We start from the raw sequence: 26,301 nt of genomic DNA, 5'->3' as shown, positions 1-26,301 counted from the left end.
ACGAGGACAGAACAATGAAATTTCTACAAACACTCACACTCGCCGCGCTTGCAGCGTTTCCGGCCCAACTCATCGCGCAATGCGATCAAGGGGAAAGGGTTGCCCGTTTCAGCCTGATCACGGCACTGCAGGGTCACCCCAAGGGCGAAGCTGCACTGGCCTTTGCCGAGCAGGTCAACACGCAGCTTGATGGTACATTATGTGTCGAGGTTTACGGCCGCAGCGAGCTCTACAATGATGACGACGTCTTTGAGGCCCTGTTAAACGACGACGTTCAATTCGCCGCCCCCGGTGTCACGAAATTCGGGGCGTATTCCGATCAGTTCGAGCTTTTCAATCTTCCCTTCCTGTTCGACGGACCTTTGCAGGTCATGGCGTTCCTCGAAACAGAAATGGCGCAAAGCATGACCGACGGGATCAGTGATGACGGCTTTGTCGGGCTGGGCTATTGGGCCAACGGGATGCGGCAGTATTCGGCGACAGTTCCAATGCGGTTGCCAAGTGATGCCAGCGGTCTAAGTTTCCGGGTGTCGTCCAGCTCACCAGTAACCGCAGAGGTACTGCGCCGGATGAACATCACCCCGGTCAAGCTGTCCTTCAGCAAAGTCTATGACGCGCTGGCCTCGGGAGAGGTGCAGGGACAGGAAAACACCTGGGCCAATATCCAGAAAGAGGAATTTTATCTCGAACAGGCTGCCGTTACAGAAACGAACCATAACTATATCGGTTATCTGGTTGTAACGTCACAGGCCTTTCTTGACAGCCTTGATCCGGATACGCGCCAAACGGTGATTGATATCATGAAATTGACCACGCATGAACGAAACCGATTTGCCTATGAGATCAATCAGGCCCGACGCCAGGATATTCTGGATGATGACGGTGTGATTATCACGCTGACCCCCGAGGAACTGGCGATCTGGAGGGCAGAGATGAAGCCGGTCTGGGATCAGTTTCGGTCTTCCATCGGGGGCGACCTGATCGACGCAGCGGTCGAAATCAACGCGACGGTCGATCCTTTCAACTAAGGCACTGATGCGCCGCGTGTCCTATCGCGCGCCGCGCATTCTATACAGGCCGACCTACAAGTTTTGCATCGAACACCTGTTGCAGAACGCGCCCGAAAGCATCGGCACTGGGATGCCTGTCGCGCTGTGGTGGCAGGAAGTACCCAAATGGCACGGCCATTTTGTATCGCCACGGGACCAATGCGATGGCGGATGCAAGCTCGGGGTCAAGGGCTATCGGATCGGCAAAGGTGAACCCAAGTTTGCTTTGCACCAACCGATAGGCCGCCGACCCCACCGAAACCTCATGCTTGATCACCAGCTTCACACCGGCCCGATCCATCGCCTGATCCACAATGCGCCGGATCACGGTTGAATCGTCCAGCGCGATGTAGGGGACATCCGCAAGATCAACGGGGCGCAGCTCATCCCGATCGGCGAGCGCGTGGTCTCGGGAAAGTGCCACGCATAGGTCGGTTGTGCCCAAAAGATTGGGTTTGATCCCCTCAACCGGGAGCGGGAGCGCCGAAATTCCCAGATCATAGCGATCATTCATGATGCGGCGGCCCAGATCCCGCCTGGGATATATTTCCAGCTTTATCGCCGTATCCGGTTCCAGTTCGGCAAAACGCGCAATGGCGGGCAGAACCAATCCGTTCACAATCCGTGTATGGCAGATTAGGCGCAATGGTTCCGGCGCATCGCTTTGAATTTGTGCAAAGAAATCGGGCATCTGGTCGACCTGCGCCAGAATGCGTAGTGCTTCGGGGTAGAACCGTTCGCCGGTCGGTGTTGGCACCAATCGTTTTTTGTCACGTCGGAACAGGCTGACGCCAAATTCGTCTTCAAGGATTTGCAGTAACCGGCTGGCAGCAGACTGGCTCAGATGCATCCGGTCCGCTGCACGGGCAAGCGTGCCTTCCTCCATGACAAGGGCGAACACCTTCAGGCTTTTGAGGTTCACTTCGAAAAATCCGATTTATAAATCTGATAATTGCGTTTTTTCTATTCTATGGTCCCGTTTAAGGTCCAGTGATATTTCAAAGGTGCGCTCAGATGCACCCGGTGTTACTGGGAGGAAAACATGAAACGTCGCGAATTCATCAAAACAGGTGTCTCTGCCGCAGCGGTGGGTGCTATCGCCGCGCCAGCCCTGGCGGAATGGGCCCCGCGCCGCCCGATCAATGCGATCTTGCCGTATTCTGCCGGTGGTGGCACCGATGCGCTGGCGCGCGCCGCTGCTGCATCTGCCGATGGTATCCTGCCAGTGCCGCTGGTCATAGTGAACAAGCCCGGATCGTCCGGCATCACCGGCGCGACCGAAGCTGCAGCCGCAAGGCCGGACGGGAACACAGTGATGGTCACGTCTGCCGGGTCATTCCTGCTGACCTCAATGCTGCGTGACACCGATGTGGACCCGTTTGACAGCTTTGAGATTATCGCCCAGATCGGCAATCTGACCCCTGCTGTCATTGTGCCTGCAAACAGCCCGTTCCAGTCTGTTCAGGACTTGGTGGATACGGCAAATGCCAACCCCGGCAGCCTGCGATGGGCCCATAATGGACGCGGCGGTTTCCACCATGTGGCCGGGCAAAGCTTTCTGAATCGCAACGGCCTGCAAGCACAGGATGTTCCGTTCAAAGGGGGCGGACCAACCCGTGCCGCTGTTATCGGCGAACAGGTGGATTTTGCCTTTGTCGGTATTCAGCAGGCCGCAGGTTTTGAAAACGAACTCCGCGTTCTGGCTCTTGCTGCGCCAGAGCGTGACCCGGTCCGCGACGATGTACCCACATTGCCAGAGCTTGGCTTTGACTATGTCGCCGTATCCTCACCCATCGTGTTTTTTGCACCGAACGGCACGGATCCTGAGATGATCGCGGGCATGGAAGCCGCGTTGAAAGAGATCACGGAAACTCAGCAATTTGCCGATATGATGCTGGAACGCGGCAACGTGCCTGCGTTCCTGAGCGGTGCGGAAACCGAAGCCAGACTGCGCCAGATGCAGGTTGACACCCAGCCGGTGATCGATGCGTTGAAAGAGCAGGGTTAGACTTGTCCGCGGGTCCTACTCCCGCCTCGCGGACCGTGGCCGTGGCGCTGATCCTTCTGGGGGTTGGCGCCACATTTACGAGTATGAACATCGCCTTGGACCAATACGGGCGCTGGGGTGCGCGCATTTTTCCATTGGCAGGATCGTTGTCGCTGGTGGCACTTGGCCTTGCAGAACTGTGGGGCGCACGTGGTAAACCAGCACCAACGCTAGATCGACAATATCTGCCAGCCATTTTTGCACTGTTGGCTTTGGCGGTCGCCTATGTCTGGGTCATGGCCCAGTTTGGCTATCTGATCAGCACTGCGTTGGCGGCACCACTGGCACTATGGATCTTCGGCGTGCGCAATGTGATCGGCCTGCTGGCTGCAGCCGTGTTATGCCCCGCAGCCTATCACCTGATCTTTTTTGAATTGTTGGGGGTCTTTCCGCCCTTTGGTCGCTGGTTTGACCTGCTTGATGTATTTGGTTGGTATTAAACGATGGAAATCTTTCCCGCTCTCGCCAGCGTTCTGAGCGATCCGGTATTGCTGGGGTGGGTGTTTCTGGCAGCCATCGTTGGCATGATTGTCGGTGCTATTCCGGGGCTGACGGCTTCGGCCGCGATTGCGATGCTTTTGCCCCTGACGTTTTACATGGAACCGCTTCCTGCGTTGGCGTTCCTTTATGTCATCGGCAAATCGGGGCGTTACGGCGGTTCGATTGCCGCGATCCTGTTCAATACCCCCGGCACGGCGGCATCGGCAGCCACGCAGTTGGATGGCTATCCGCTCGCCCGCCAAGGCAAGGCAGGAAAGGCCATGAAAGTGGCGACGATATCATCGGTTATTGGTGACTTCATTGGTGAGATACTGCTGATCGTCGGGGTGGCATGGATCGCAGTGATCGCGCTGAAACTCGGCCCGCCAGAGCTGTTTGCCGTCTATTTCGCGGCCTTCATCGTCATTGGATCCGTGATTGGGAAATCTGTCACCCGCGGGCTGGCGTCAGCAGCTTTGGGTGTGCTGGTCGCCATGATCGGCCTTGATCCGATCAGTTCGACCGAGCGCTTCACCTTCGGCAGCTTTGATTTGACCAACGGGATCAGTCTGGTGCCCCTGATGATCGGAATCTTTGTATTGGGCGAGGTTTTTGCCCAGATCGAGGAACGCGGCAAGACAACCGAGATGGTCCCTGATGGCAACGATGCGGTGCGAAACCGGCTGACCTGGTCGGAGTATAAACCCTGCCTGCCGCATGTGATCCGGTCATCCTTTATCGGGTCCTTTATCGGCATGCTGCCCGGCCTTGGGTCGGCCATCGCGGCCTTTGTGGCTTACGGCGAAGGCAAGCGTCGCGCCAAGAACCCGGACGATTGGGGAAAGGGTGCGTTGGAAGGTGTGGCCGCACCAGAGGCGGCAAATAACGCCGTCAGTGGCCCGTCCATGGCGCCGCTTCTGACACTGGGTATTCCGGGGTCCACCATTGGCGCGATCCTGATTGGGGTATTCCTGATCCATGGCATCCAGATTGGTCCAACCCTGTTTCTGACATCCCGCGAACTTGTCTATGCGCTTTTTGCCTGTGGGCTGATCGGCATTGCGATGTATGGGCTGATTGGCTTTTATGGTGCGGCATTCGTGGGGCGGTTCATCACGCGGATTCCAACGAAGGTGCTGTATCCGGTGATCTTTCTGACATCCTTTGTCGCGGCCTACACCTCGCGCGGGAACCTGTTTGATGTCTATGTTATGGTGGCTGCCGGGTTTTTGGGGTGGCTTATGCGCAAACTCGACTTCAACCCGGCTGCTTTCGTCATTTCATTCGTTTTGGCAGGCGGCGCAGAGGAGGCATTTCGGCAAGCGCTTTTGTTGTCGGACAACGGTATGATGATATTCATTACTCGGCCCATCGCGCTGCTCTTCCTCTTGGTCGGGCTGACGGCACTGGCGGTCCGGGTCCGGAGCCTGAACCGCCAGTCGCGCGCCGTCACGTTGGAGGAAGCGAGATGACGGCACCTTTGGACGGCATCCGGGTGATTGACTGGACGCATGTATTGGCCGGGCCAGCCTGTTCCTATTATCTTGGCCTTCTGGGGGCCGAGGTGATCAAGGTCGAAAGCCTGAAGGGTGACGCGATGCGCCACCGGGGCGGGACTGACGCGGCGCTGGCGGCTGAGGGGATGAGTACAGCTTATCAGACGCAAGGCGCGGGCAAGCAATCCATCGCGCTTGATCTGGAGGTCAATGAAGGGCGTGACGTCTTTCACCGGTTGCTGACATCAGCGGATGTGCTGGTTGAGAACCACAGGCCCTCCACGCTGGCCCGGCTTGACCTGACAGAAGCCCATACACGGGCCATCAATCCGCGGCTGATCCATTGCGCAATGACCGGATATGGCCGTGGCAACGCGATGGCGGACGTACCGGCGTATGACGTGAATATTCAAGCGATCAGCGGGTTGATGGCGTTGACAGGAACAGCTGAAACAGGGCCGGTTCGGACCGGCGCGCCGATTATCGACTACGCAACCGGACTTGCCGGTGCGCTTGGTGTCACCTCCGCTTTGATGAATAGGCAGGCGACCGGCGATGGCGGGTTTGTCGATGTCTCAATGCTCGAAACGGCATTCAGCCTGATGAGTTCGACGATTACTGATTACAGAATGACGGGCAGACCGCCCGAACCCCGTGGAAACACCGCAAATAGCCGCTCGCCTTCTTCCGGCATCTTTGCCTGCCTGTCCGGGCATATCAGTTTGGGTGTAAACGAGGACTCGCAGTTCAGACGGCTGGCCAATGCGGTTGGACGCGGGGATTGGCTCGACAATCCTGATTTTGCAAACCCCGTGGCGCGGGACAGAAATCGGGACACACTCGCCGACGCCTTAGCGGATGTGCTTGCACATCGCACGGCAGAAGATTGGGAAAGGATCTTCATTGCTGCGGACGTACCAGCAGCACGGCTGCGCACGCTGCCAGAAGCGTTGGACCTCGCGCCTGAAACCACTCGCGCGTTTGTATCCCGTGGTACAGCCGGACATGTCGGTCTGCCATTCACGATGGAAGATAGAGCGACAACCAAGCAAGCAGATCGGCCGCCGTCATTGGGTGGCGATACAGAACCTGTCCTTCGTGCTTTGGGCTACAACGACGACGAGGTTAGTGCATTGCGCCAACAAGGCGTGATCGCGTCACGCCTGAACTGAAACACCAGAGGTGATATCTGCAGTCATCGGTGTGCAACTCTTCTTTATCAAATTTGGTTTTGGCTTGTGACACGAATGCCAAAGTTATCTGACGTTTGACAGCGGCAGCAGCGCAATGCCGTAGGAACAAATGTGGGAACGCGTCTAAAAACCCCACATATGCTTTACTTTCAATGATCTTGATAGAGAAAGTGGCGGAGGCTCAGGGATTCGAACCCTGGGAGGACTTTCACCCTCGTCGGTTTTCAAGACCGGTGCATTCGACCACTCTGCCAAGCCTCCGTCCGCGACGTGTTAGCGTCCAAATTGCGATTCGGAAAGGTCGATTGTCCGTGATAAAACCAACAGCAAGCTCGCGTCTTGCAGCGGCTTCCATAACGTCATGACGATCGCAGCGAGGAAGGCCCCTCAGCACGGGCGAAACGAAGCGGACCGACGACCACCAAACTAACCTCGCAAATGAGGGAAAATCCGCCGACAAAATAGCCATCAGCCTTTCAAAAAGGCAAGGCCGACGCTATCGTGGCCACAAAATTGGGGTGCGCCTGCGGAATGTCGGAAGGACAACCGATGCCGTTTGCGCAAAGTCACGCAAGTATCAAGGCTGGAAAACAGTCAATAACCCTGCAAAAACAGGGCGTAAGTAAAGGGGCAAAGAATGACGGGCATATCTTTTCGCAGGTCGGGGACAATCCGTATGTCGCTGGTGCTGGCCGCAGCACTCGGGCTGGCCGCATGTGACGAAAACGGCGAATTTGCATTCCCCAGCGGTGACGATGCTGCTGCATCCGGCACAACGACGAGTGCCGCTCCGCTCCAGACTACGACGACTGAACAGGATGTTGAGCGGCCTGACCTTTTTGAAGTTACGGATCGCGGCCTTTGGGATGGTCGCCCGTCATTAGGCGGGGCATGGGTCGCACATCCCGATGTGGTCGATCCCGAACGCGCGCTGATCCGCAACACGGCAACGGGTGAAACCGTTGTCGGTGCGCTCTTCCGTCGCGAGCGTGAAAATCCCGGACCGCTTTTGCAGGTGTCGTCGGACGTGGCCGAAGCATTGGGTATATTGCCGGGTGCCCCGACCGAACTCTACGTTGTTGCCTTGCGCCGCGAGGAGATCACGGTCGAGGACGACGTGCCCGAAAGCAATCCCGTTGTTGCCAGCCTTGCCACACCGGTAAATGTCGAGGCGACGCCGCTAGATCCGGTGGCTGGTGCTGCCGCTGCGATTGATGCCGCCGAAGAGGCCGCAGCGCCTGCCGTCGATGTCGTACTTCCCGCCGCAGCCGCAACGGCTGCAGCAGCAACTGAGGCCGCATCGACCGCTACCCCGGAAACCGAAGACGCTGCTGAAGCCGCGGCTGCTATGCCGGCCGCGATGGAAGGGCCGATGATCCAGATCGGTGTCTTCAGCGTTGAAGACAACGCAAATCAGGCCGCACAGCGCCTACGTGATGCGGGTGTTCCCACGACCGTCATCGCGCAAGAGGCTGGCGGGCGCACCGTCTGGCGCGTCGCGTCCGGGTCATCTGACGACGCCGCAGAGCGCGATGATATTCTGGCAAGGATCAAGGATCTGGGCTATGTCGACGCCTTCGTCGTCGAAGGCTAAGTCCGCGCAAAAACAGGAGTTCAGGCAGATGACTTTTCACGCTTTCCGTGCCGTCCTTCTGGGCCTCGCGCTCAGCGCGACAGGGGCGTTTGCGCAATCCTTTGATACGCGCGCAGAGGCGGCGTATGTCTTTGATCAGACAACGGGTACCGTTCTGTTGGCCAAGAACGAGGATTTGCCCCTCCCCCCCGCATCCATGTCGAAACTCATGACCATCTACATGGCGTTCGAGGCGATTGCCGACGGGCGCCTTGTCATTGACGAATTGCTGCCGGTCTCTTCCGCTGCCGCTGCCTATGGCGGATCGTCCATGTTTCTGGATACAACCGATCGCGTCAGTGTCGAAGATCTATTGCGTGGCGTCATCGTGCTGTCTGGTAATGACGCCAGCGCGGTTCTGGCCGAAGCCCTGTCACCTGACGGGACCGAGGCGGGGTTTGCCCGCATGATGACCCAGCGCGCGCAGCAGATGGGCATGATGAATTCCACCTTCGTCAATTCCAACGGCTGGCCGGCAGCGGGTCATCGCATGTCAATGGAGGATCTGGGGATTCTGGCCGACCGGATCATTACCGACTTCCCGACATTCTATCCGCTCTTCGCCGAAACAGAATTTGCATTTGACGGACGGGTTCCATCAAACTCGCGCAATCGGAACCCCGTGTTGACCCTCGGCATTGGCGCCGACGGGTTGAAGACCGGACACACGCAAGAGGCCGGCTATGGGCTGGTGGGGTCCGCCAAGCAGGGTGATCGCCGCGTGATCTTTGTCATCACCGGGCTGGAGACCCGGGAAGCCCGTGCAGAGGAATCCGAAAAACTGGTGAACTGGGCCTTTCGCCAGTTTGCCGAAAAAGAAGTCGCACGTGCCGGGTCCCGCATCGCAGAAGCTGACGTCTGGATGGGTGACACCCCCACTGTTGGATTGACAGTGGCCGAAGACCTATCACTGCTCGTCCCCATTCTGAACGAGGGCGAGGTGGACGCCGAGGTTGTCTACAACGGCCCGATTGAAGCCCCGATTGCGGCGGGTGATCAACTAGGTGAGTTGGTGATCAATCTTGACGGCCTGCCTGAAAAGCGGCTGCCGCTTGTGGCCGAAACGGCTGTGGCCCGTGGCGGGTTTGCCACCCGGCTGCGCACGGCGGCGCTGGTCCTTTGGGACAAGTTCGGACCAGGTGCCGAACCGACCGTGGACGAGGTGCCAGAGGAGGCATGACCGAGCCCCGTTTCATTACGTTTGAAGGTATCGACGGTTCCGGAAAGTCCACACAATCCCGCCTTTTTGCAGAGCATCTGCGCAAGCATGGGCATCAGGTCGTCCTGACCCGTGAGCCGGGCGGCAGCCCGGGCGCGGAAGAGATCAGACAACTGGTCCTGACCGGTGATCCGGAGCGGTGGTCTGCGGAAACTGAAATCCTGCTTTTTACCGCCGCGCGCCGGGACCATCTGGAAAAGACGATAGAACCGGCACTGGCCGCTGGGCAGACCGTGATCTCTGACCGGTTCGCCGACAGCACCCGTGTCTATCAGGGGGCCACGCGGGGTGATCTGCGCGGTATGGTCGATCAGTTGCACACGCTCATGATCGGGCGCGAACCTGATCTGACATTTATCATCGACATGGACCCTGAAACGGCGCTTGAACGTGGATTGGCGCGCAAATCCGGCGAAGATCGGTTCGAGGAGTTCGGCCTGCCCTTTCAGGAAACGCTGCGCCACGGGTTCCTGGCCTTGGCGCACGCCCACCCCAGACGATGCGTTTTGATTGACGGCAATCGAACGCCCGACCAGATCGCGTCAGAAATCGCAGCCTACGCATGAGCGATGACAGCATCCCAGAGCCCGACCGGATCGAAGGCGCGCCACATCCGCGCGAAACGCCGGAACTGTTCGGGCAGGATCAGGCGGTCGCCGGTTTTCTTGACGCGTATTCGGCGGGCCGCCTGCATTCCGGCTGGCTTATCACCGGCCCGCGCGGCGTGGGCAAGGCGACCCTTGCCTGGAAAATCGCAACCTTTCTGCTGGCCGACCTGGACACGGGTCTGTTCGGCGAACCGACGCTGGCCGTAGATCCCGCCCATCCCGACGCGCGCCTGATCCAGTCGGGCGCACATCCGCGCCTCGCTCTGATCCGCCGCCCATGGGACGAAAAAACCAAGAAACTGCGCACCGAAATCACCGTCGACGCCGTCCGCAGCCTGAAAACTTTCTTTCATATGTCCGCTGCAGATGGCGGGCGCCGTGTCGTCATCGTTGACGCCGCCGACGAGCTGAACAGAAACGCCGCCAACGCCATCCTCAAGGAACTTGAAGAACCACCGGAAAACTGCACGATCCTGCTGATCGCACATCAGCCGTCGCGACTGTTGCCCACGATCCGGTCACGATGCCGCGAACTGCGCTGCAGCACGTTGAACGCTGAAAACCTGCAAAAGGCGCTGCAACAGGCCGGGCATCCGGCGGAAAACTCCGAAAGCCTCGCCACGCTGGCCGGCGGGTCCGCAGGCGATGCGATCCGGCTTTTGAACCACGATGGCCTGCCGCTTTATTCAGAGATCGTCAAACTGCTCGACGGGCTGCCGCAGATCAACCGGCCCGCCGCGCTCAAACTGGCCGACAGCTGCGCCGGGCGCGGCGCCGAAACCCGGTTCGGCCTGACGCTCGACCTGATCGATCTGTTTCTGTCCCGTGCGGCCCATGCGGGCCTGCTGGGCGAACCGCACAGTCAGGGCGCCCCGGGCGAGGCGCGTCTGCTGGCCCGCCTCGCCCCCGATGACCGCGCCGCGCGGCATTGGGCGCAATTGCAGCAGGACCTGTCCAATCGGTCGCGCCACGGACGGGCGGTGAACCTTGACCCTGCCGCGCTGATCCTTGATATGATCTTCAAGATCGAAGAGACGGCGCAAGGTGTCGCCGCAGCGTAAAGGTGGCCCCGTGACCAACCCCAAAATCGTCGACAGCCACTGCCATCTCGACTTCCCCGATTTCGACGACGAACGCCCGGCCATCATCCAGCGCGCGCTGGATGCAGGTGTCGAACGGATGGTCACGATCTGCACGCGACTGCGACTAGAACCACAGGTCCGCGCCATCGCAGAAGCCTTCGATCCGGTCTACTACGCCGCCGGCACCCACCCGATGAGCGCGGCTGACGAACCGCTCGCCACCGTGGACGAACTTATCACCCTTGCCAAACACCCGAAATTCGTCGGCATCGGCGAAAGCGGGCTGGACTATCACTACACCGCAGAAAGCGCTGATATCCAAAAGAAATCCCTGCGCATCCACATCGCAGCCGCACGCGAAACGGGGCTTCCGCTGATCATCCATGCGCGCGCCGCTGACGATGACATGGCGCAGATCCTCACCGAGGAATACAAAAACGGCGCGTATACCTGCGTGATGCACTGCTTTTCCAGCACGGCCGAACTGGCCCGCACAGCGCTCGATCTGGGTTTCTATCTGTCGATGTCCGGCATCGCGGCCTTCCCCAAAAGCCAGGACTTGCGCGACATCTTCGCAGCCGCCCCGCTTGACCGGATCCTCGTGGAAACCGACAGCCCCTACCTCGCCCCGCCCCCGCATCGGGGCAGGCGGAACGAACCGGCCTATACCGCACATACCGCACGGGCCGGTGCGGCGCTGTTTGACCTGCCCTACGAAGACTTCGCCGCACAAACCACCGCCAATTTCGACCGGCTGTTCTGGAAGGCGGCAGCATGACGGACACGATGACCTTTAGCATCCTCGGCTGCGGTTCTTCGGGCGGCGTGCCACGCCTGGGCGGGCTTTGGGGGGCGTGCGATCCCAACAACCCGAAAAATCACCGCCGCCGCTGCTCGCTCCTGATCACGCGGACCCGTGGCGATCAGATCACGCGTGTGCTGATAGACACCAGCCCAGATATGCGCAGCCAATTGCTGGATGCCGGGGTCGGCACGCTCAACGCGGTCGTCTACACCCATTCCCATGCAGATCACGTGCACGGGCTCGACGATCTGCGGATGATCGTTTTCAACATGCGCGAAAGACTGCAGGTCTGGGCCGATGGCGACACCAGCAACGATCTGCTGGGGCGGTTCGGCTACGCCTTCGTGCAACCCAAAGGGTCTGACTACCCACCGATCTGCGAACTCAACGCGATCAAAGGCGATATCACCATTTCCGGCCCCGGCGGCCCGATCACCCTGACCCCGTTCGAGGTCGAACACGGCAATATCGAAGCGCTGGGTTTCCGCATTGGCGATGTCGCCTACCTGCCGGACGTGTCGGAGATACCGGACCCTGCCTGGGCCAAACTGCAAAACCTCGACTGCTGGATCGTCGATGCCCTGCGGCGGGCGCCACATCCAACCCATGCACATCTGGCCAGAACGCTGGAATGGATCGAAAAGGTCCAGCCGGAACAGGCCATCCTGACCAACATGCACAACGATCTGGACTACGACACCGTCAATGCCGAAACCCCCGATCATATCCACCCTGCCTATGACGGCATGACGCTCAGCTTTCCGATCTAGACGCACCCCTGCGGCCGGGCGGCAAACAATATTGTAATGCGGCGCAAGCCGCGCCTTTGGATCACACATGGCCGCCCTGATCGACGTCATCCTGCCAGTCTTCCTTGTCATCGGCTTCGGCTATCTGGCTGTCTGGAAAGGCTATTTCAGCGATGCGGGCGTCGACGGGCTGATGAAATTCACCCAAGGATTCGCCATCCCCTGCCTGCTGTTCCGCGCCATCTCGACCCTGGACCTCAGCCAGAACTTCGACATTGCCTTGCTGGGCAGCTTTTACGCGGGCGCATTGGCAGGCTTTACGGCAGGGCTGCTGGGTGCGCGGTACATCTTTGGTCGCGATTGGGAGGACAGCGTCGCTATCGGCTTCTGCTGCCTGTTTTCCAACTCCCTGCTGCTGGGTCTGCCGATCACCGAACGAGCCTATGGCACATCCGCGCTCGAAGCGAACTACGCCATCATCGCCGTCCACTCCCCGTTCTGCTACGCCGTCGGCATCACGGCCATGGAAATTGCGCGCAATCGCGACGGCAATATCGCCAGCCTGCCGGGCAAGGTGCTGCGGGCGATGTTTCGCAACGCCCTCATCGTCGGGATCACGCTGGGGCTGATCGTCAATATCGGCGGCATTCCCGTGCCCGGCGTCATGACCGATGCGCTGGACCTGATGGTGCGGGCGGCCCTGCCTGCTGCGCTCTTCGGTCTGGGCGGGGTGCTCTACCGCTACCGGCCAGAGGGCGACATGCGCACAATCCTCTACGTGGTTGCGGTGTCTCTCGTTTTGCATCCCGCCATCGTCTGGGGACTGGCACGGGCGAATGACCTCAGTACCGACGCCCTGCGCTCGGCCATGCTAACCGCCGCGATGGCACCGGGAATCAATGCCTATGTCTTTGCGAACATGTATGGCAAAGCCAAACGAGTCGCCGCCTCGTCTGTCCTGATGGGCACAGGGCTCTCGATCCTGACAGTCTGGTGCTGGCTTTACGTTTTGCCCTAGACGTCGATTTTGACATCGCGAAAAGTCCGTGCGCGCCATATCCGCGTGCAATCAGCAGTTTGGACGAGTTGGCGTCGTTTTTGTGAACCGACCCTTTTCACCCGTCAGCGCGATCCATCGTCTGAAAATCCGGGCAAAAGAAAATTGCAGTATTGTCGAATTCGGCCTCGATGGGCCAATACCGGCTTGCGCGTCGACATCCGCGGGAGTTTCGCCCCCGCTCACGGCGCTTCTCGTCAGGACGAATACCTGTTCCGGGTCACACACCTAGTCCGACAGGGAAATCGCCTCCAGATCCATTGAAGCCATCGGCAAATCACCTGCGTCATCATCCTCACTCGCCATCAGATCGTCTGACTGTTCATCCAGCCCCGCGGGTTGTGTGAAGTCGCCGATGTCACCAATCAGTTGCTCGGATGCCGTCTCACTGCCCGTGGCAAGCGGCGGCATGGCCGACCGGGCGGCACCTGACAAGTCATGTAACTGGGGCAAAGGCGCGGGCTCTACCCTGACAGCACGCATGCCGCCCAACTGTCCCAATTTGGCCTGCGCGACCTTCTGACCGTCCTGTGACAGCAGCCTGACCGAATTCACCGTACATCCCAATAGGGGTAGAACCTGCCCGACCTGCAGATCTTGCGCCTCTGACAGCGGCATTCTTAAGCGGTGCAAAAGGGCGTCCAGTTCACCTGGCGCATCAGCCACAGCCGCCTGAAACAGGGTCGCCCAGTCCGCGTTTTCACATGGCGCTGTCTCTGCCATTGGCTGAGGCTTAGACAACGGCAAGGCAATCAGCATTTGCCCCTGACGTTCCGCCATCCCCAGATCAATACTCAGGCGCAGGATGCGATAGTCCTGATCGGCAAGCATCAGGCCCGCCGCCCGGCTGCTGTCAATGCGGTCGCCCAATCCCACACCGTCGGCCCAGCCGTCAAACTCTGTCCCGACCGTGACCGTCGGAAAGGCCGACAGGAAGGCTGACAACACAGGGTCGCACATCGACTTGTCGGTACGCGTTGCTGGCCGTTCTTCCGCCTTTGCGGCAATCAGGCGACCGATTGTCTGCATCTCCAGCATCGCGGCGCGCAATTGCACATCCAACGCAGTTAAACCAACCAGTTGTCCGGCACGCTGCAACCCGATCAGCATCAGGTTGTCGTCCAGCACACCAAGCAGATCATCCAACGGCTGCGTCTCTTCACCCATGCCGATCACCGTAAGAACCAAGTCGATGGTGTCGTTCGCAGCCTTTGTGAGCGCCAGACGCACCGCGCGCGACGATGTCAGCGGCATTTCCGCCGCATCGCCCGCCTGACGGCCCGTCATGCGCCGCAAGATCATCGAATGCATACTGTCGCTCATGGACCCGCCACAGGTTTATCAGCCTGCAGATTAACCAATCAGAGGTTACGGTTCTGCTAACGGTGACCCATCGCGTCAGGTTTTGGGAAGAACCACACGAAACGCCGTGCCATATTGCCCTGGCAGATAGCCGATCTCGCCACCCAGCCGGTGCATGATCTCGCGGCAGATCGCCAATCCCAGACCGGCACCACCCGCCTTTGATTGATCAATCACCCGCGAAAACTTCTCAAAGATCATCTGCTGATTTTCCGGCGAGATCCCGAAACCGTTGTCGATAAAATCGATATGATACACATCAGCTTTCTCTTTGACCGAAATCTTCAGTTTCGGCTTGTCGGCCGCACAGTATTTGCGGGCGTTGGCGATCAGATTGATAAACACCTGCCCCAAACGGTCCAGATCGGTGCTCAGGGTCACATTCTCGGATACGGGATCGCGCACAATATCAAGGTTCTCGCCCTGTACGCCAGAGGCGCGCACTGCCCGATCAAGCAAATCGCGCAACTGTCCGGTCTGTCGCTGCAAGGTCACCTGACCATTCTCGAGCACGGACAAATCCAGCAGATCATCCAGCAAACGGGTCAAACGAACAGCCTCTTCCTGAATGATCACAGCATAACGCGATTTGTCATCGGCCGCGATATCCGGGTTACCCAATATCTCGGAGAATGACCGGATCGAGGTCATCGGCGTGCGCAATTCATGGCTGATCTGGCTTAGAAATGCATCTTTCTGGATCGACAGCGCCGTCAGCTTTTCGTTGGCATCACGTAATGCGCGGGCCGTGCGCTCCTGTTCGGCCGATTTCGCCTCCAAACGGTTAGAATACTCCAATATCTGCGCTGCCTCATCCGCAACCGCAATCAGATCCTCAACCAGAACGCCACTACCGCCGATGATCTGGCCGATCATGGCGTGGGCCGTGGCCGCACCGACCGACCCCGACAGCTGACGCTCCAGCCGCTCAATGAATTCCGGTGTCACCTCGGGAAGATAACCAACCTTGCCTTGATGCTGCACTTCGCGCTGAAAGATGCCTTGCGCCTCATCACTGCCCAGGATCCGTTGCGCCATCACAAGCAAATCCTCCGCCCCCGCAGCCGCCGTTGTCCATGCCCGCGCGCCAGCGGACCGTTCGAGCACGTTGACAAACTGCGCACCCTGCAGACGTTCCAGGGGCGTTGGAAAGCTGACCAGCGATCCGATGATGAAAATAGAGGTATTCAGAAGCATCGACCACATCACGCTGTGCACCAGGGGGTCCATGCCGGATATGCCAAACAGGGCCTGCGGGCGGAGCCAATTGATGCCAAAAGGGCCCGCATCCATGACTGCTTGCGATATCACCGAATCAACACCAAAGCTGGGCAAGAACAGGGTCCAGACCCAGACCAACAAACCAATGACAAGGCCGAATGCGGCGCCAATGCGGGTGGCACCGCGCCAGAAGATGCCGCCAATCATCGCAGGCAGGATCTGCACCGCCCCTGCGAATGACACCAAACCAATCGCGGCAAGGGCCGTTCCGCCGCCCGAAAAGCGATAATAGAGAAACCCAAGGGCCAGTATACCTGCAATCGAAAGTCGCCGCGCCAGCAGGATGATCTGACGCACATCCCCGGACATCACAGCACCTTCCTGGTTCTGCAACCGAAACCACAGAGGCACAACGATATGGTTCGACACCATTGTCGCCAATGCGATGGTGGCAACAATGACCATTGATGTAGCTGACGAAAAACCACCCAGAAATGACAACATGGCAAGACCGTCGCGCCCTTCACTCAATGGCAAGGTCAACACAAACAAATCCGGATTGCTGCCTGCGGGCAAAAGATCCAGCCCGACAATCGCAATCGGCACGACAAACAGGCTCATCAAAAATAGATAAAGCGGGAATGCCCAAGTCGCGACGCGCAGATGACGCTCATCCGCATTTTCGACAACCAGCACCTGAAACATGCGGGGCAGGCACAGGAACGCCGCCGCCGACAGGAAAATCAATGTCGCCCAGCGCCCGCCCGACTGGTCCCACAAATCGACCGGTGATGCGTCAATACGATCCAGCATCGCACCGGCACCGCCTGCGATACCCCAGACCACAAACGCCCCCACGCCCACAAGGGCCACCAGTTTGACGACGGCCTCAACAGCAATGGCCATGACGATCCCGTGGTGACGTTCGTTGGCATCAAGGTTACGTGTGCCAAAAAGAACGGTAAAAACGGCTAGGCCGATAGCGACCCAGCCTGCGGTGGCGTTCAACTCTGACCGGCCCCATGTCTCGCCTGCGTTCTGGGCAAAAACCGAAAATGACAGGGTGACCGACTGCAATTGTAACGCAATATATGGGGTGGCTGCCACAACGCAGATCAGCGTGACAATCACGCCAAGTAACGTGGATTTGCCAAAGCGTGATGAAACAAGATCGGCAATCGACGTGATCCGCTGGGTGCGCCCAATGCGCACCAGACGGCGCAGGACCCACCACCAGCCGATCATCACCAGGGTTGGGCCAAGATAGATCGTGACAAACTCAAGCCCCGACCGGGCGGCATAGCCCACAGCGCCATAAAACGTCCAGGCGGTGCAATAGATACTCAGCGACAGCGTGTAGATGATCGGTGACTGAACCCAGTTGGCACGGCCTGTCGCCGCCCGGCGCTCCGCCAGAAAGGCCACCAAAAAGAGCATGACAACATAAGCCAGTGAGACTGCAACAAGAACATTGAACGCAAACATCAGGCAGCGTCATCCTTGCTGTCGAATGTGGTCTCATCATCCGGACGCAGCAGATGTGAAATGATCGCCGCCAGAAGGATCAGCAGGACCCAAACGCCAAAAAGATATATGGTCGCCGCCGCGTTCGCGTTTTCAGCCCCTTCTGAATGGGGCCACAACAGCGGTATGGCCCACAGGATCATACCAAGGATCGGCAGCAAACGGGCCGCATCACGCAGGCGGCGCTGGCGATAGCTCGCCCGTTCCAGAAAAATGTCCGGCTTTGGCGGCCCGCTCATGCCTCCATCAGGCTGCGGACATGATCGCGCACCTCTGTGTTCGAGAACGGTTTGGTCATGAAGTGATTGGCTCCCAGACGCGCTGCCAATTCGCGGTCTTTCGCTTGACCCCTTGCGGTCAGCATCATCACCGGAATCGCCTTGGTCGGTTCATTCGCACGCAGGTCGCGAAGAATATCAAACCCGCTTCGCCCCGGCAGCATGACATCCAGAATGATCAGATGTGGCGGCAACGCATTCACCTTGTCCATGGCCGTGGTGCCATCCTCATGCGTGTGAACGGTCCATCCATCGCGGGACAGAATGAAACTGATCGCCTCAATGATATTTGGCTCATCCTCGATCAGAAGGACACGTTTGCCCATCTCATCTTCCCTCCCTCAACACAACGCGGCCCTCCAACCGTCTGATCGACTATCGCGGCAATTGGGTGATGTGTCAAAGACTGCCATGTACACCGACACCGGCAATCGCTGGCTCACGGCGGCTGGCGCAATCGGGGCGCGGACAAATGCGGCAGGATACACCGACCGGCAAAACCGCCGCGTCAGAGGTCGGCTGATCAGGGATCACCAGCATCGTACTTTGCAGCGCTGGAGGTGCATCAAACTGTGGCACACCGACCGGTTCGGCCACGGCATAGCACAACATGCGGTTCACGACGGGTCCAGGCATCGCCACCTCGGCGCGCACCGGTTGGGCGGGCCGGGCAAACGCCCCGAATATCGGCCAAAGCGGGCAACCGCCGCCGAACCTTGGTATCGTGAAACCGGGTACCGATTTCAGAAACGTCAATGTGCCTGTTGCATCGCACACGGCAAGACCCATGGGCGGATGTCCATCCCCGGCAGACAGGGTCGACAAACGGCGCAGCACAGCGGCGAAAGAAACGTCGAACTGGCCAGCGATCCGAACCGGATCATACCCGGTTCTGGCGCAGGCCTCCTCGAAGGCCGGGCGTGGCAAGGCAGCAGCATCCGCCTGATAAACCGCCCCGACCGTACGCAGAAGCTTGGATGCGGACGGTGGTAACTCAGCTGCGGCGACAATATCCTCAAGATCGGCGCCGTTCGCCTCAAGATCAGCAAAGCGATGATCCTGCTGCGCGAGATAGGCCTCCACCTGCTCAATTGGCGTCGCAGGGCCAGCGGCATCTGCCTGCGGCGCCTCCAGATAGGCGATCAATGCCTCGCTGCTGGATGCCAGACGCACACTGTCATCATGAATATTGCGATGAAAGCGGCCTTGCCAATCCGCGTCCAAGGCCTCTTGCCCCACAAGGATCGAAGCGGTCGAACGGATCGCCGTCACCGCTGAAATGACGTCGTGCAATGAGGCCGCCAGTTGTGGATCATAAGCCATACGATCACTCAGGGTCTGAACCCGCTCTTCCAGCGTTGCGATGCGTCGGGCTTGTGCGGCGATCAAACCACTCCAGCCGGGATATCGGGCAGCAAACTCTTCAGCCCGGGCAACCTCGGCGGTTTCGCCGAAACTGGCCGCTGCGGCACGCATTTGATCCAGCAGGTTGCTTTCGGCACCTTCGGTCAGCAATGCCGGATCAACATCCAGCACACGGGCGATATCGCCCAGCAGCTTGCCGGCTATTCTGCGGCGATTGTGTTCGATCAGGTTCAGATAAGACGGTGAAATCCCGACAGCCTCTGCCAATGATACCTGGCGCACTCCCTGATCCAGTCGCCTTTCGCGTATGCGCGAACCGGTCAGACGGCGGGCCGACATGGGAATTCCTCCAAGGGTATCAATCGCCTTTTGAAGATCAGGATAGCGATTTTACATTGTTTACCATGCAATTCTAAGAAGGTTTACAAGAATGTCCATTGTCAGCAATGGCTTGCTGGTCGCTTTGCCAACCGTCCAGGCGGCAAGTGCGCAGCAACCTGCGGGGCGAACCCGCACAACTGCGCAAAGCAAGACGCCACGTTCGCTCACGGGATCCTGCCGATCTCATGGGGCGGTTCGGGTGTATGCACCCCCGCCGCAATGACTGGCGACCCGCAAGATTGGGCGCGTTTACCTTAAAATCGCGATATCTGCCGTTTCAGAATTAAAGCTTTGGTAAGACGGCAAGGCGATTCTATCAGCGTCAGATTCTCGCTTTTCGGAGCTTCATACCATGGATACAACACTCGCTCTTCCGCCCAAGAACGTTGCAACTGTCGCTTATGTTCCCGAACAGATGCGGGTTCAGGACCGCAAGGTTCCGGTTGTCAAAGAAGTGGATCGCGGTGCGACCCTGCCCTCTGACAAGGTGTTCGTCGCCCAGGTGGTCAACGCCCGTCTGTCAGGTACGGAGTTTCCGGAAAACCCTGGCGAAATCGCGCCGCCAGAGCGCACATTGCGGCCCTACAGCGTGCCCATGCTGCCATTCGACAAGGAAGAACCCGAGGTCGAGGTGAAGGATGACGGCACCGTCGACGCAGCAACGCCTGCGGACGCGCAGATTATGCAGCCTGAACAGCAAGTAGCGGCGATTGAAGATGATGTGGTGCCGATGGCCCAGCCAACAGCGGATCAACCCACCACAAATGACAGTCCGGTGACCGAAGAACCTGAGAAGTAACGCCTCATTCATTTTCAAACCTCTGCCGCTTCCCACCCCCGCAGGCTTGCCCTATAAGCTTTTCAAAGGCGTGTGACGCAACGTCGCGCGAACGCCGCTAATATGGGCAACGGGCCGAGGACAGAATGAGTAATAAAACCTCTCACGACAGCGATGTCAGCTTTATTCAGGCACTGGCAGAGCTGCTGCGCGAAAACGACCTGACAGAATTACAGGTAAAACGGGAATATGGCGACAACGACAGCCTGAACGTCCGGGTCAGTCGGCAAACGCAAACCGTTGTGCAGGCCAGCGTCCCCGCAGCACCTGCCGCGCCCGCCCCCGCGACAACGGCATCCTCCGCCTCTGATCCGACGCCTGCGGCATCTGACGCCGCGGACCCCGCCAGCCATCCGGGTGCAGTGACTTCGCCCATGGTCGGCACGGTGTACATGGCCCCTGAACCGGGCGCCGCCCCATTTGTCAGCGTCGGCGCCAGCATCAGCGAAGGCGATACACTGCTGATCATCGAAGCGATGAAAACCATGAACCACATCCCCGCCCCGAAGGCCGGGACCATCAAGCGCATTCTTGTCGAAGATGGCGGCCCTGTCGAATTCGGCGCACCTCTTGTGATCATCGAATAGGGCGCACCCATGTTCGATAAAATCCTTATCGCGAACCGGGGCGAAATCGCCTTGCGAGTCGTTCGGGCCTGCCGGGAAATGGGCGTCAAATCCGTGGCCGTGCATTCGACGGCCGACAGCGACGCGATGCATGTGCGCATGGCGGACGAGGCGATCTGCATCGGCCCGCCCTCCTCGGCGCAAAGCTACCTGTCATTCCCCGCCATCATTTCCGCATGCGAAATCACCGGCGCACAGGCGATCCATCCGGGCTACGGGTTCCTGTCAGAAAACGCAGCCTTCGTGCAGGTTGTCGAAGATCACGACATCACCTTCATAGGCCCCACCGCCGAACATATCCGGATCATGGGGGACAAGATCACCGCCAAGGATACGATGAAGGAACTGGGCGTGCCATGTGTACCCGGCTCCGACGGCGGCGTGCCCACTTTGGATGATGCAAAGCGCATTGGCGAAGAAGTCGGTTATCCGGTGATCATCAAGGCAACTGCCGGTGGCGGTGGACGCGGCATGAAAGTGGCCAAAACCGCCGCTGACATGGAAAAGGCCTTCATGTCAGCCCGCGCCGAAGGCAAGGCTGCGTTCGGCAATGACGAAGTCTATATCGAAAAATACCTGACCACACCGCGGCACATCGAAATTCAGGTCTTTGGGGACGGCAAGGGGAACGCGGTCCATCTTGGCGAACGCGATTGTTCACTGCAACGGCGGCACCAGAAAGTATTCGAAGAGGCCCCCGGCCCCTGCATCACACCTGAACTGCGCGCCAGAATAGGCAAGGTCTGCGCGGATGCGGTCGCCAAGATCAACTATATCGGTGCCGGAACCATCGAATTCCTGTTCGAAAACGATGAATTCTACTTCATCGAAATGAACACTCGCCTGCAGGTCGAACACCCCGTGACCGAAGCGATCTTTGGCGTGGACCTCGTGCGCGAACAATTGCGGGTCGCTTCCGGTCTGCCAATGTCAATCACTCAGGATGATCTGCAGATCAACGGTCATGCGATCGAGGTACGGATCAACGCTGAAAAACTGCCTAGCTTCTCCCCCTGCCCCGGCACCATCACCCAGTATCACGCCCCCGGCGGCCTTGGGGTGCGGATGGATTCGGCACTTTACGACGGCTATCGGATCCCACCCTACTACGACAGCCTGATCGGCAAACTGATCGTGCATGGGCGCGACCGGCCTGAAGCGCTGGCGCGACTGGCGCGGGCCTTGGGTGAACTTATCGTCGATGGGGTCGATACCACCATCCCACTGTTCCACGCTCTGCTCGCTGAAGAGGCTGTGCAGACCGGTGACTACAACATCCACTGGCTGGAACATTGGCTTGAGCAAAACCTCGGCTAGGCCGATGCGGGATGATGAGCCGATCCTGACGCCAGACCTGCTGCTGCAGGCCTACACGGTCGGTGTGTTTCCCATGTCCGAAGGGCGGCATGACCCGGATGTGTTCTGGGTTGACCCCAAGCGTCGCGGGGTGATCCCTTTGGATGGTTTTCGGATCTCACGCAGTCTGGCGCGCACGATGCGGCGCGGACCGTACATGGTCACTGTGGATGCAGCCTTCGATGACACGGTGCAGGGCTGCGCCGACAGGGACGAAACCTGGATCAACGACACGATCTTTGGCCTATACCGCGCGCTATTCCTGCGCGGTGCCGCCCATTCAGTTGAGGTGTGGGAGGACACAAATCTCGTCGGCGGGGTCTACGGTGTGACCATCGGCAGCGCATTCTTCGGGGAAAGCATGTTCAGCCGCACCACGGACGCGTCAAAAGTCGCGCTTGCCTATCTGGTGGACCGGCTGCGATTGGGTGGGTTTACCCTATTCGACACACAGTTCATTACTCCGCATCTGGCCAGCTTGGGGGCCATCGAAATCAGCCGGGCTGACTACCGCAAGCAGCTGGCCGCGGCGATCCGGACAGATGCGTCATTCGCGGCACCCGGGCCGGTGCCACCCGCTCAGGATGTCATACAGCGCAACACCCAAACGTCATAACGGGGGTGATCCATGGCATGTAGTGCAGGCGCCGACGCCAACATCCAGCCTGAAAATGCGGGTTCGGGCTCGGCCTGATAAAAGACGTCCAACGCGGCATAGGCATCACCTGACGGGTTATCCGCCGGATAGCGGCACGCATTCAACGTCACCCGCAAATAGCCCAACTGCCCGGTTTCACCGCGGCGCAGCGACATATCCGTGACCACGCCGGTCAACTTGTCCAGCACCCTCAGATCACCACCCGGCGCATCCGCAACCTGTTGGGCAGACGCAGGTCCAGCCAGCGCCAAAAAAGTCAAAGCAGCAAAAAGAAAACCACGCATAGGATCAATCCTATTCCGGTGACCACGCCTCATAATCGGACCGCTCCGCCGGGGCCGATTTGCGAATGGAGCCGGCGGGCGCATAGGCCGCCATCGTGCCGGTCAGGTTTTCCTGATGCGGCTTTTCCCAGTCCTTGCGCTTCAATGCAGCCTCAGTCGGGGGCTGGTCCCATGTGTGATGCAGCCAGCCATGCCATTCCGGGCTGACACGCGATGCCTCGTTATCCCCGTTGTAGATCACCCAACGGCGGCTGTCGTCGGCGTTGCGATAATAGACGTTGCCCTCAGCATCCTCGCCCACCTTCTGGCCTTTGCGGCTGGTCCACAATTGGGTGCCATAAGACTGACCATCCCACCATGTGAAGATGCGTTTGATGTTATGACCAAGGCCCATATGCCGTCTCCATTCTCGTTGGGTCTGTCATGCACGAAAGGTACAGGAAGGTCCAGTAGGCTCAGGGCACGCGGGCCGTCACCTCAATCTCGATCTTCATCTCGGGGTTCTGCAACCCTGCCGAAATCATCGTCGCCGCCGGGCGCGCAGTGGCAAAGATTTCAGACGTGATCGGCCAGCAGGCAGGCCACTCGTCCACATCCGGCACAATGTAATTGACACGCACAACATGGTCGAGCCCGCTACCCGCCTCTTCCAGGGCCTTGGCGATCGTGCCCAGCGCATTGCGGCACTGATCCACGATGCTCTCGGGCATTGTCATCGTCGCATAATCGTACCCGGTCGTGCCCGCCACAAACACCCAGCCATCCGCCACAACAGCACGGCTATAGCCGATCTGTGCCTCAAAAGGCGAACCAGTTGAGATATGGCGGACGGTCACGGCAATCAGCTCGCCGTTGCAGGGGCTTTCTTGTTGCCTTTATCGTGGATCATCAGAGGGGCAACATCAGATGTCACAGCCTCTTCATTGACCACCACTTCGGTCACGGTATCCATACCGGGCAGGTCAAACATGGTATCCAGCAGGATATCTTCCATGATCGAGCGGAGGCCACGGGCACCCGTCTTGCGCTCGATCGCCCGTTTGGCAATAGCGGCCAGAGAATCATCGGTGAAGGTGAGCTTGGTATCTTCCAGCTCGAACAGGCGCTGATACTGCTTGACCAACGCATTTTTCGGCTGGGTCAGGATCGTGATCAGCGCATCTTCATCCAGATCAGTCAGCGTCGCAATCACCGGCAATCGACCCACGAATTCAGGGATCAAGCCGTATTTCAGCAGGTCTTCAGGCTCCAGATCCTGGAACACTTCACCAATTCCGCGATCATCATTGTCTTTGACATCAGCACCAAAGCCCATGCCGGACCCTTTGCCGCGCTGGCCGATGATCTTGTCCAGACCAGCAAATGCGCCACCACAGATAAACAGGATATTCGTCGTATCGACCTGCAGAAACTCCTGCTGCGGATGCTTGCGGCCACCTTGCGGGGGCACAGACGCAACCGTGCCTTCCATGATCTTCAGCAAGGCCTGCTGTACACCCTCACCCGATACGTCACGGGTGATCGACGGATTGTCGGACTTGCGGGTGATCTTGTCGACCTCATCAATATAGACAATGCCACGCTGGGCGCGCTCGACGTTGTATTCAGACGCCTGCAGCAGCTTCAGGATGATATTTTCAACATCCTCGCCCACATAACCGGCTTCGGTCAGCGTCGTGGCGTCGGCCATGGTAAACGGCACATCCAGAATACGGGCCAGTGTCTGCGCCAACAGGGTCTTGCCGCAACCGGTGGGACCGATCAGCATGATGTTGGATTTCGCCAGTTCAATATCCGACTTATCGGCATGGTTCAGGCGTTTGTAGTGGTTGTGAACCGCCACGGACAGCACGCGCTTGGCATGCATCTGGCCAATCACGTAATCATCCAGAACCTGACAGATTTCGGTCGGGGTCGGCACACCGTCGCCAGCCTTCAGACCGGCGGATTTGGTTTCCTCGCGAATGATATCCATGCACAGCTCAACGCATTCATCACAGATGAACACGGTCGGCCCGGCAATCAACTTGCGCACCTCATGCTGGCTCTTGCCACAAAAACTGCAATAGAGCGTGTTCTTGCTATCGCCACCGGATGTATTCGCCATCTCAAACCTCTTGGCCGCTCGGCCGCTCAAATAGAATTCGGGCTGCCCCCGGTCCCAACACTAGGACAGCCCGCCAAGGTCCACAATGTCAAAATGACCATGCGCACGGTCAAGTTAACAAGGTCTTTACGGTGCGGCGGCTTTCCGCAAAGTCAGCACAACGATATGGCCATGTGGCAACACATCGCCAAACCGTTACGCCATCGCAGCTACGGCCTTAATCGTCCGACTTTTCGCGGTTTTCGACAATCTCGTCGATCAGACCCCAATCCTTGGCCTCATCAGGCGACATGAAATTGTCACGCTCCAGCGCTGTTTCCACCTTTTTCAAGGTTTGACCGGTATGCTTGACATAAATCTCGTTCAGCCGGTCCTTCAGCTTCTGGGTCTCCTGGGCATGGATCATGATATCGGTCGCCTGCCCCTGATACCCCCCGGATGGCTGGTGAACCATCACACGGGAATTGGGCAGAGAAAAGCGCATGCCGGGGTGGCCGGCCGTCAACAACAACGACCCCATGGATGCCGCCTGCCCGATCACCAGGGTCGACACTTTCGGTTTGATATACTGCATCGTGTCATAGATCGACAGGCCCGAGGTCACGACACCACCGGGGCTGTTGATATACATGCTGATCTCTTTCTTGGGGTTTTCGGCCTCAAGATGCAAAAGCTGGGCAACAACCAACTGACTCATCCCGTCATGAACAGGACCATTCAGGAACACGATACGTTCCTTCAGCAGGCGGGAAAAAATGTCATAGGCACGCTCCCCCCGCGCGGTCTGTTCAACGACCATTGGGACAAGGTTCATATAGGTCTCGACGGGGTCTTGCATATTTACTGCCTCACTGTTGGACGGTTCTGTCCTACTTCTAAAATC

27 protein-coding genes and 1 tRNA gene are annotated in these 26,301 nt (G+C 58.7%); 16 read left to right on the top strand and 12 right to left on the bottom strand.

Annotation, left to right across the window (positions count from 1 at the left end; genetic code table 11):
- Positions 1 to 14: 14 nt before the first annotated feature.
- Complete coding sequence (locus ACFWW4_RS10310; protein ID WP_411890757.1) at positions 15 to 1,028, top strand: DctP family TRAP transporter solute-binding subunit; 1,014 nt, start codon at positions 15 to 17, stop codon at positions 1,026 to 1,028.
- 40 nt (positions 1,029 to 1,068) lie between these two features.
- Here ACFWW4_RS10310 and ACFWW4_RS10305 read toward each other — a convergent pair whose 3' ends face one another.
- The gene (locus ACFWW4_RS10305) at positions 1,069 to 1,971 is read right to left on the bottom strand and encodes a LysR family transcriptional regulator (RefSeq protein ID WP_411890756.1); all 903 of its coding nucleotides are present in this window, start codon (positions 1,969 to 1,971) and stop codon (positions 1,069 to 1,071) included.
- A 120-nt stretch (positions 1,972 to 2,091) separates the two neighbouring features.
- Between ACFWW4_RS10305 and ACFWW4_RS10300 the strand changes: the two genes are divergently transcribed.
- From ACFWW4_RS10300 to ACFWW4_RS10285, 4 genes are read left to right on the top strand one after another with little or no spacing between them, the layout of a single operon-like run.
- Positions 2,092 to 3,057, top strand: a complete 966-nt coding sequence (locus ACFWW4_RS10300; protein WP_411890755.1) for a tripartite tricarboxylate transporter substrate binding protein — start codon at positions 2,092 to 2,094, stop codon at positions 3,055 to 3,057.
- Positions 3,058 to 3,098: 41 nt separating this feature from the next.
- Positions 3,099 to 3,536 (top strand): tripartite tricarboxylate transporter TctB family protein, encoded by a 438-nt coding sequence (locus tag ACFWW4_RS10295; RefSeq protein ID WP_411890754.1) that lies wholly within the window; start codon positions 3,099 to 3,101, stop codon positions 3,534 to 3,536.
- A 3-nt stretch (positions 3,537 to 3,539) separates the two neighbouring features.
- A complete protein-coding gene (locus ACFWW4_RS10290; RefSeq protein ID WP_411890753.1) occupies positions 3,540 to 5,048 on the top strand; it encodes a tripartite tricarboxylate transporter permease in 1,509 nt (502 codons plus the stop codon).
- Complete coding sequence (locus ACFWW4_RS10285; protein WP_411890752.1) at positions 5,045 to 6,244, top strand: CaiB/BaiF CoA transferase family protein; 1,200 nt, start codon at positions 5,045 to 5,047, stop codon at positions 6,242 to 6,244. Before ACFWW4_RS10290 ends, ACFWW4_RS10285 begins: the two co-directional genes overlap by 4 nt.
- A 192-nt stretch (positions 6,245 to 6,436) precedes the next feature.
- Here ACFWW4_RS10285 and ACFWW4_RS10280 read toward each other — a convergent pair.
- Positions 6,437 to 6,526: transfer RNA gene (locus ACFWW4_RS10280), tRNA-Ser, on the bottom strand.
- Between the two features lie 376 nt (positions 6,527 to 6,902).
- On the opposite strand from ACFWW4_RS10280, the gene ACFWW4_RS10275 reads away from it, so the two are divergent.
- The 7 genes from ACFWW4_RS10275 (at position 6,903) to ACFWW4_RS10245 (ending at position 13,379) form a co-directional block, all read left to right on the top strand.
- Complete coding sequence (locus ACFWW4_RS10275; protein WP_411890751.1) at positions 6,903 to 7,859, top strand: SPOR domain-containing protein; 957 nt, start codon at positions 6,903 to 6,905, stop codon at positions 7,857 to 7,859.
- Positions 7,860 to 7,887: 28 nt separating this feature from the next.
- Positions 7,888 to 9,078, top strand: a complete 1,191-nt coding sequence (locus ACFWW4_RS10270) for a D-alanyl-D-alanine carboxypeptidase family protein (RefSeq protein ID WP_393933306.1) — start codon at positions 7,888 to 7,890, stop codon at positions 9,076 to 9,078.
- Positions 9,075 to 9,683 (top strand): dTMP kinase, encoded by a 609-nt coding sequence (gene tmk, locus ACFWW4_RS10265; RefSeq protein WP_411890750.1) that lies wholly within the window; start codon positions 9,075 to 9,077, stop codon positions 9,681 to 9,683. Before ACFWW4_RS10270 ends, tmk begins: the two co-directional genes overlap by 4 nt.
- Positions 9,680 to 10,786 carry a DNA polymerase III subunit delta' gene (locus tag ACFWW4_RS10260; RefSeq protein ID WP_411890749.1) on the top strand — a complete coding sequence of 369 codons (1,107 nt, stop codon included), beginning with the start codon at positions 9,680 to 9,682 and terminating at the stop codon, positions 10,784 to 10,786. The genes tmk and ACFWW4_RS10260 overlap by 4 nt, the downstream gene beginning before the upstream one ends.
- A gap of 10 nt (positions 10,787 to 10,796) precedes the next feature.
- A complete protein-coding gene (locus ACFWW4_RS10255; protein WP_411890748.1) occupies positions 10,797 to 11,585 on the top strand; it encodes a TatD family hydrolase in 789 nt (262 codons plus the stop codon).
- Positions 11,582 to 12,382, top strand: coding sequence for an MBL fold metallo-hydrolase (locus ACFWW4_RS10250; RefSeq protein ID WP_411890747.1), 801 nt, complete (start codon positions 11,582 to 11,584; stop codon positions 12,380 to 12,382). Before ACFWW4_RS10255 ends, ACFWW4_RS10250 begins: the two co-directional genes overlap by 4 nt.
- A 67-nt stretch (positions 12,383 to 12,449) precedes the next feature.
- The gene (locus tag ACFWW4_RS10245) at positions 12,450 to 13,379 is read left to right on the top strand and encodes an AEC family transporter (RefSeq protein WP_411890746.1); all 930 of its coding nucleotides are present in this window, start codon (positions 12,450 to 12,452) and stop codon (positions 13,377 to 13,379) included.
- Between the two features lie 267 nt (positions 13,380 to 13,646).
- Here ACFWW4_RS10245 and ACFWW4_RS10240 read toward each other — a convergent pair whose 3' ends face one another.
- From ACFWW4_RS10240 to ACFWW4_RS10220, 5 genes are all read right to left on the bottom strand, one after another.
- Complete coding sequence (locus ACFWW4_RS10240) at positions 13,647 to 14,741, bottom strand: FliM/FliN family flagellar motor switch protein (protein WP_411890745.1); 1,095 nt, start codon at positions 14,739 to 14,741, stop codon at positions 13,647 to 13,649.
- 75 nt (positions 14,742 to 14,816) lie between these two features.
- On the bottom strand, positions 14,817 to 17,486 hold the full coding sequence (locus ACFWW4_RS10235; protein WP_411890744.1) for an ATP-binding protein: 2,670 nt from the start codon (positions 17,484 to 17,486) through the stop codon (positions 14,817 to 14,819).
- Complete coding sequence (locus ACFWW4_RS10230) at positions 17,486 to 17,764, bottom strand: hypothetical protein (RefSeq protein ID WP_411890743.1); 279 nt, start codon at positions 17,762 to 17,764, stop codon at positions 17,486 to 17,488. The genes ACFWW4_RS10235 and ACFWW4_RS10230 overlap by 1 nt, the downstream gene beginning before the upstream one ends.
- A complete protein-coding gene (locus tag ACFWW4_RS10225; RefSeq protein ID WP_411890742.1) occupies positions 17,761 to 18,129 on the bottom strand; it encodes a response regulator transcription factor in 369 nt (122 codons plus the stop codon). The genes ACFWW4_RS10230 and ACFWW4_RS10225 overlap by 4 nt, the downstream gene beginning before the upstream one ends.
- A gap of 73 nt (positions 18,130 to 18,202) precedes the next feature.
- A complete protein-coding gene (locus tag ACFWW4_RS10220) occupies positions 18,203 to 19,507 on the bottom strand; it encodes a short-chain fatty acyl-CoA regulator family protein (protein WP_411890741.1) in 1,305 nt (434 codons plus the stop codon).
- A gap of 394 nt (positions 19,508 to 19,901) precedes the next feature.
- Here ACFWW4_RS10220 and ACFWW4_RS10215 point away from each other — a divergent pair, with 394 nt between their 5' ends.
- From ACFWW4_RS10215 to aat, 4 genes are all read left to right on the top strand, one after another.
- Complete coding sequence (locus ACFWW4_RS10215; RefSeq protein ID WP_411890740.1) at positions 19,902 to 20,348, top strand: hypothetical protein; 447 nt, start codon at positions 19,902 to 19,904, stop codon at positions 20,346 to 20,348.
- 125 nt (positions 20,349 to 20,473) lie between these two features.
- On the top strand, positions 20,474 to 20,974 hold the full coding sequence (accB, locus tag ACFWW4_RS10210; RefSeq protein WP_411890739.1) for an acetyl-CoA carboxylase biotin carboxyl carrier protein: 501 nt from the start codon (positions 20,474 to 20,476) through the stop codon (positions 20,972 to 20,974).
- A 9-nt stretch (positions 20,975 to 20,983) separates the two neighbouring features.
- Positions 20,984 to 22,330 (top strand): acetyl-CoA carboxylase biotin carboxylase subunit, encoded by a 1,347-nt coding sequence (accC, locus tag ACFWW4_RS10205; RefSeq protein WP_411890738.1) that lies wholly within the window; start codon positions 20,984 to 20,986, stop codon positions 22,328 to 22,330.
- A gap of 4 nt (positions 22,331 to 22,334) precedes the next feature.
- Positions 22,335 to 22,985: a leucyl/phenylalanyl-tRNA--protein transferase gene (aat, locus tag ACFWW4_RS10200; protein ID WP_411890737.1), complete on the top strand. Its 651-nt coding sequence runs from the start codon at positions 22,335 to 22,337 to the stop codon at positions 22,983 to 22,985.
- Here aat and ACFWW4_RS10195 read toward each other — a convergent pair.
- The 5 genes from ACFWW4_RS10195 to ACFWW4_RS10175 all read right to left on the bottom strand — a co-directional run bounded on the left by ACFWW4_RS10195 (position 22,949) and on the right by ACFWW4_RS10175 (position 26,256).
- Positions 22,949 to 23,311, bottom strand: coding sequence for a DUF2155 domain-containing protein (locus ACFWW4_RS10195; RefSeq protein WP_411890736.1), 363 nt, complete (start codon positions 23,309 to 23,311; stop codon positions 22,949 to 22,951). The genes aat and ACFWW4_RS10195 overlap by 37 nt on opposite strands.
- 10 nt (positions 23,312 to 23,321) lie before the next feature.
- Entirely contained in the window at positions 23,322 to 23,705 is a 384-nt protein-coding gene (locus ACFWW4_RS10190; RefSeq protein ID WP_411890735.1) for an NADH:ubiquinone oxidoreductase subunit NDUFA12, read from the bottom strand.
- Between the two features lie 61 nt (positions 23,706 to 23,766).
- Complete coding sequence (locus ACFWW4_RS10185; RefSeq protein ID WP_411890734.1) at positions 23,767 to 24,147, bottom strand: RidA family protein; 381 nt, start codon at positions 24,145 to 24,147, stop codon at positions 23,767 to 23,769.
- A 5-nt stretch (positions 24,148 to 24,152) separates the two neighbouring features.
- On the bottom strand, positions 24,153 to 25,418 hold the full coding sequence (clpX, locus tag ACFWW4_RS10180; protein WP_393931174.1) for an ATP-dependent Clp protease ATP-binding subunit ClpX: 1,266 nt from the start codon (positions 25,416 to 25,418) through the stop codon (positions 24,153 to 24,155).
- Positions 25,419 to 25,635: 217 nt separating this feature from the next.
- Positions 25,636 to 26,256, bottom strand: coding sequence for an ATP-dependent Clp protease proteolytic subunit (locus ACFWW4_RS10175; protein WP_393931171.1), 621 nt, complete (start codon positions 26,254 to 26,256; stop codon positions 25,636 to 25,638).
- Positions 26,257 to 26,301 lie beyond the last annotated feature (45 nt).

The sequence above is a fragment of the Yoonia sp. SDW83-1 genome, assembly GCF_046762885.1.
In the GTDB taxonomy this organism is placed as follows: Bacteria; Pseudomonadota; Alphaproteobacteria; order Rhodobacterales; family Rhodobacteraceae; genus Yoonia.
This window is presented reverse-complemented; position numbering and strand designations above follow the sequence as displayed.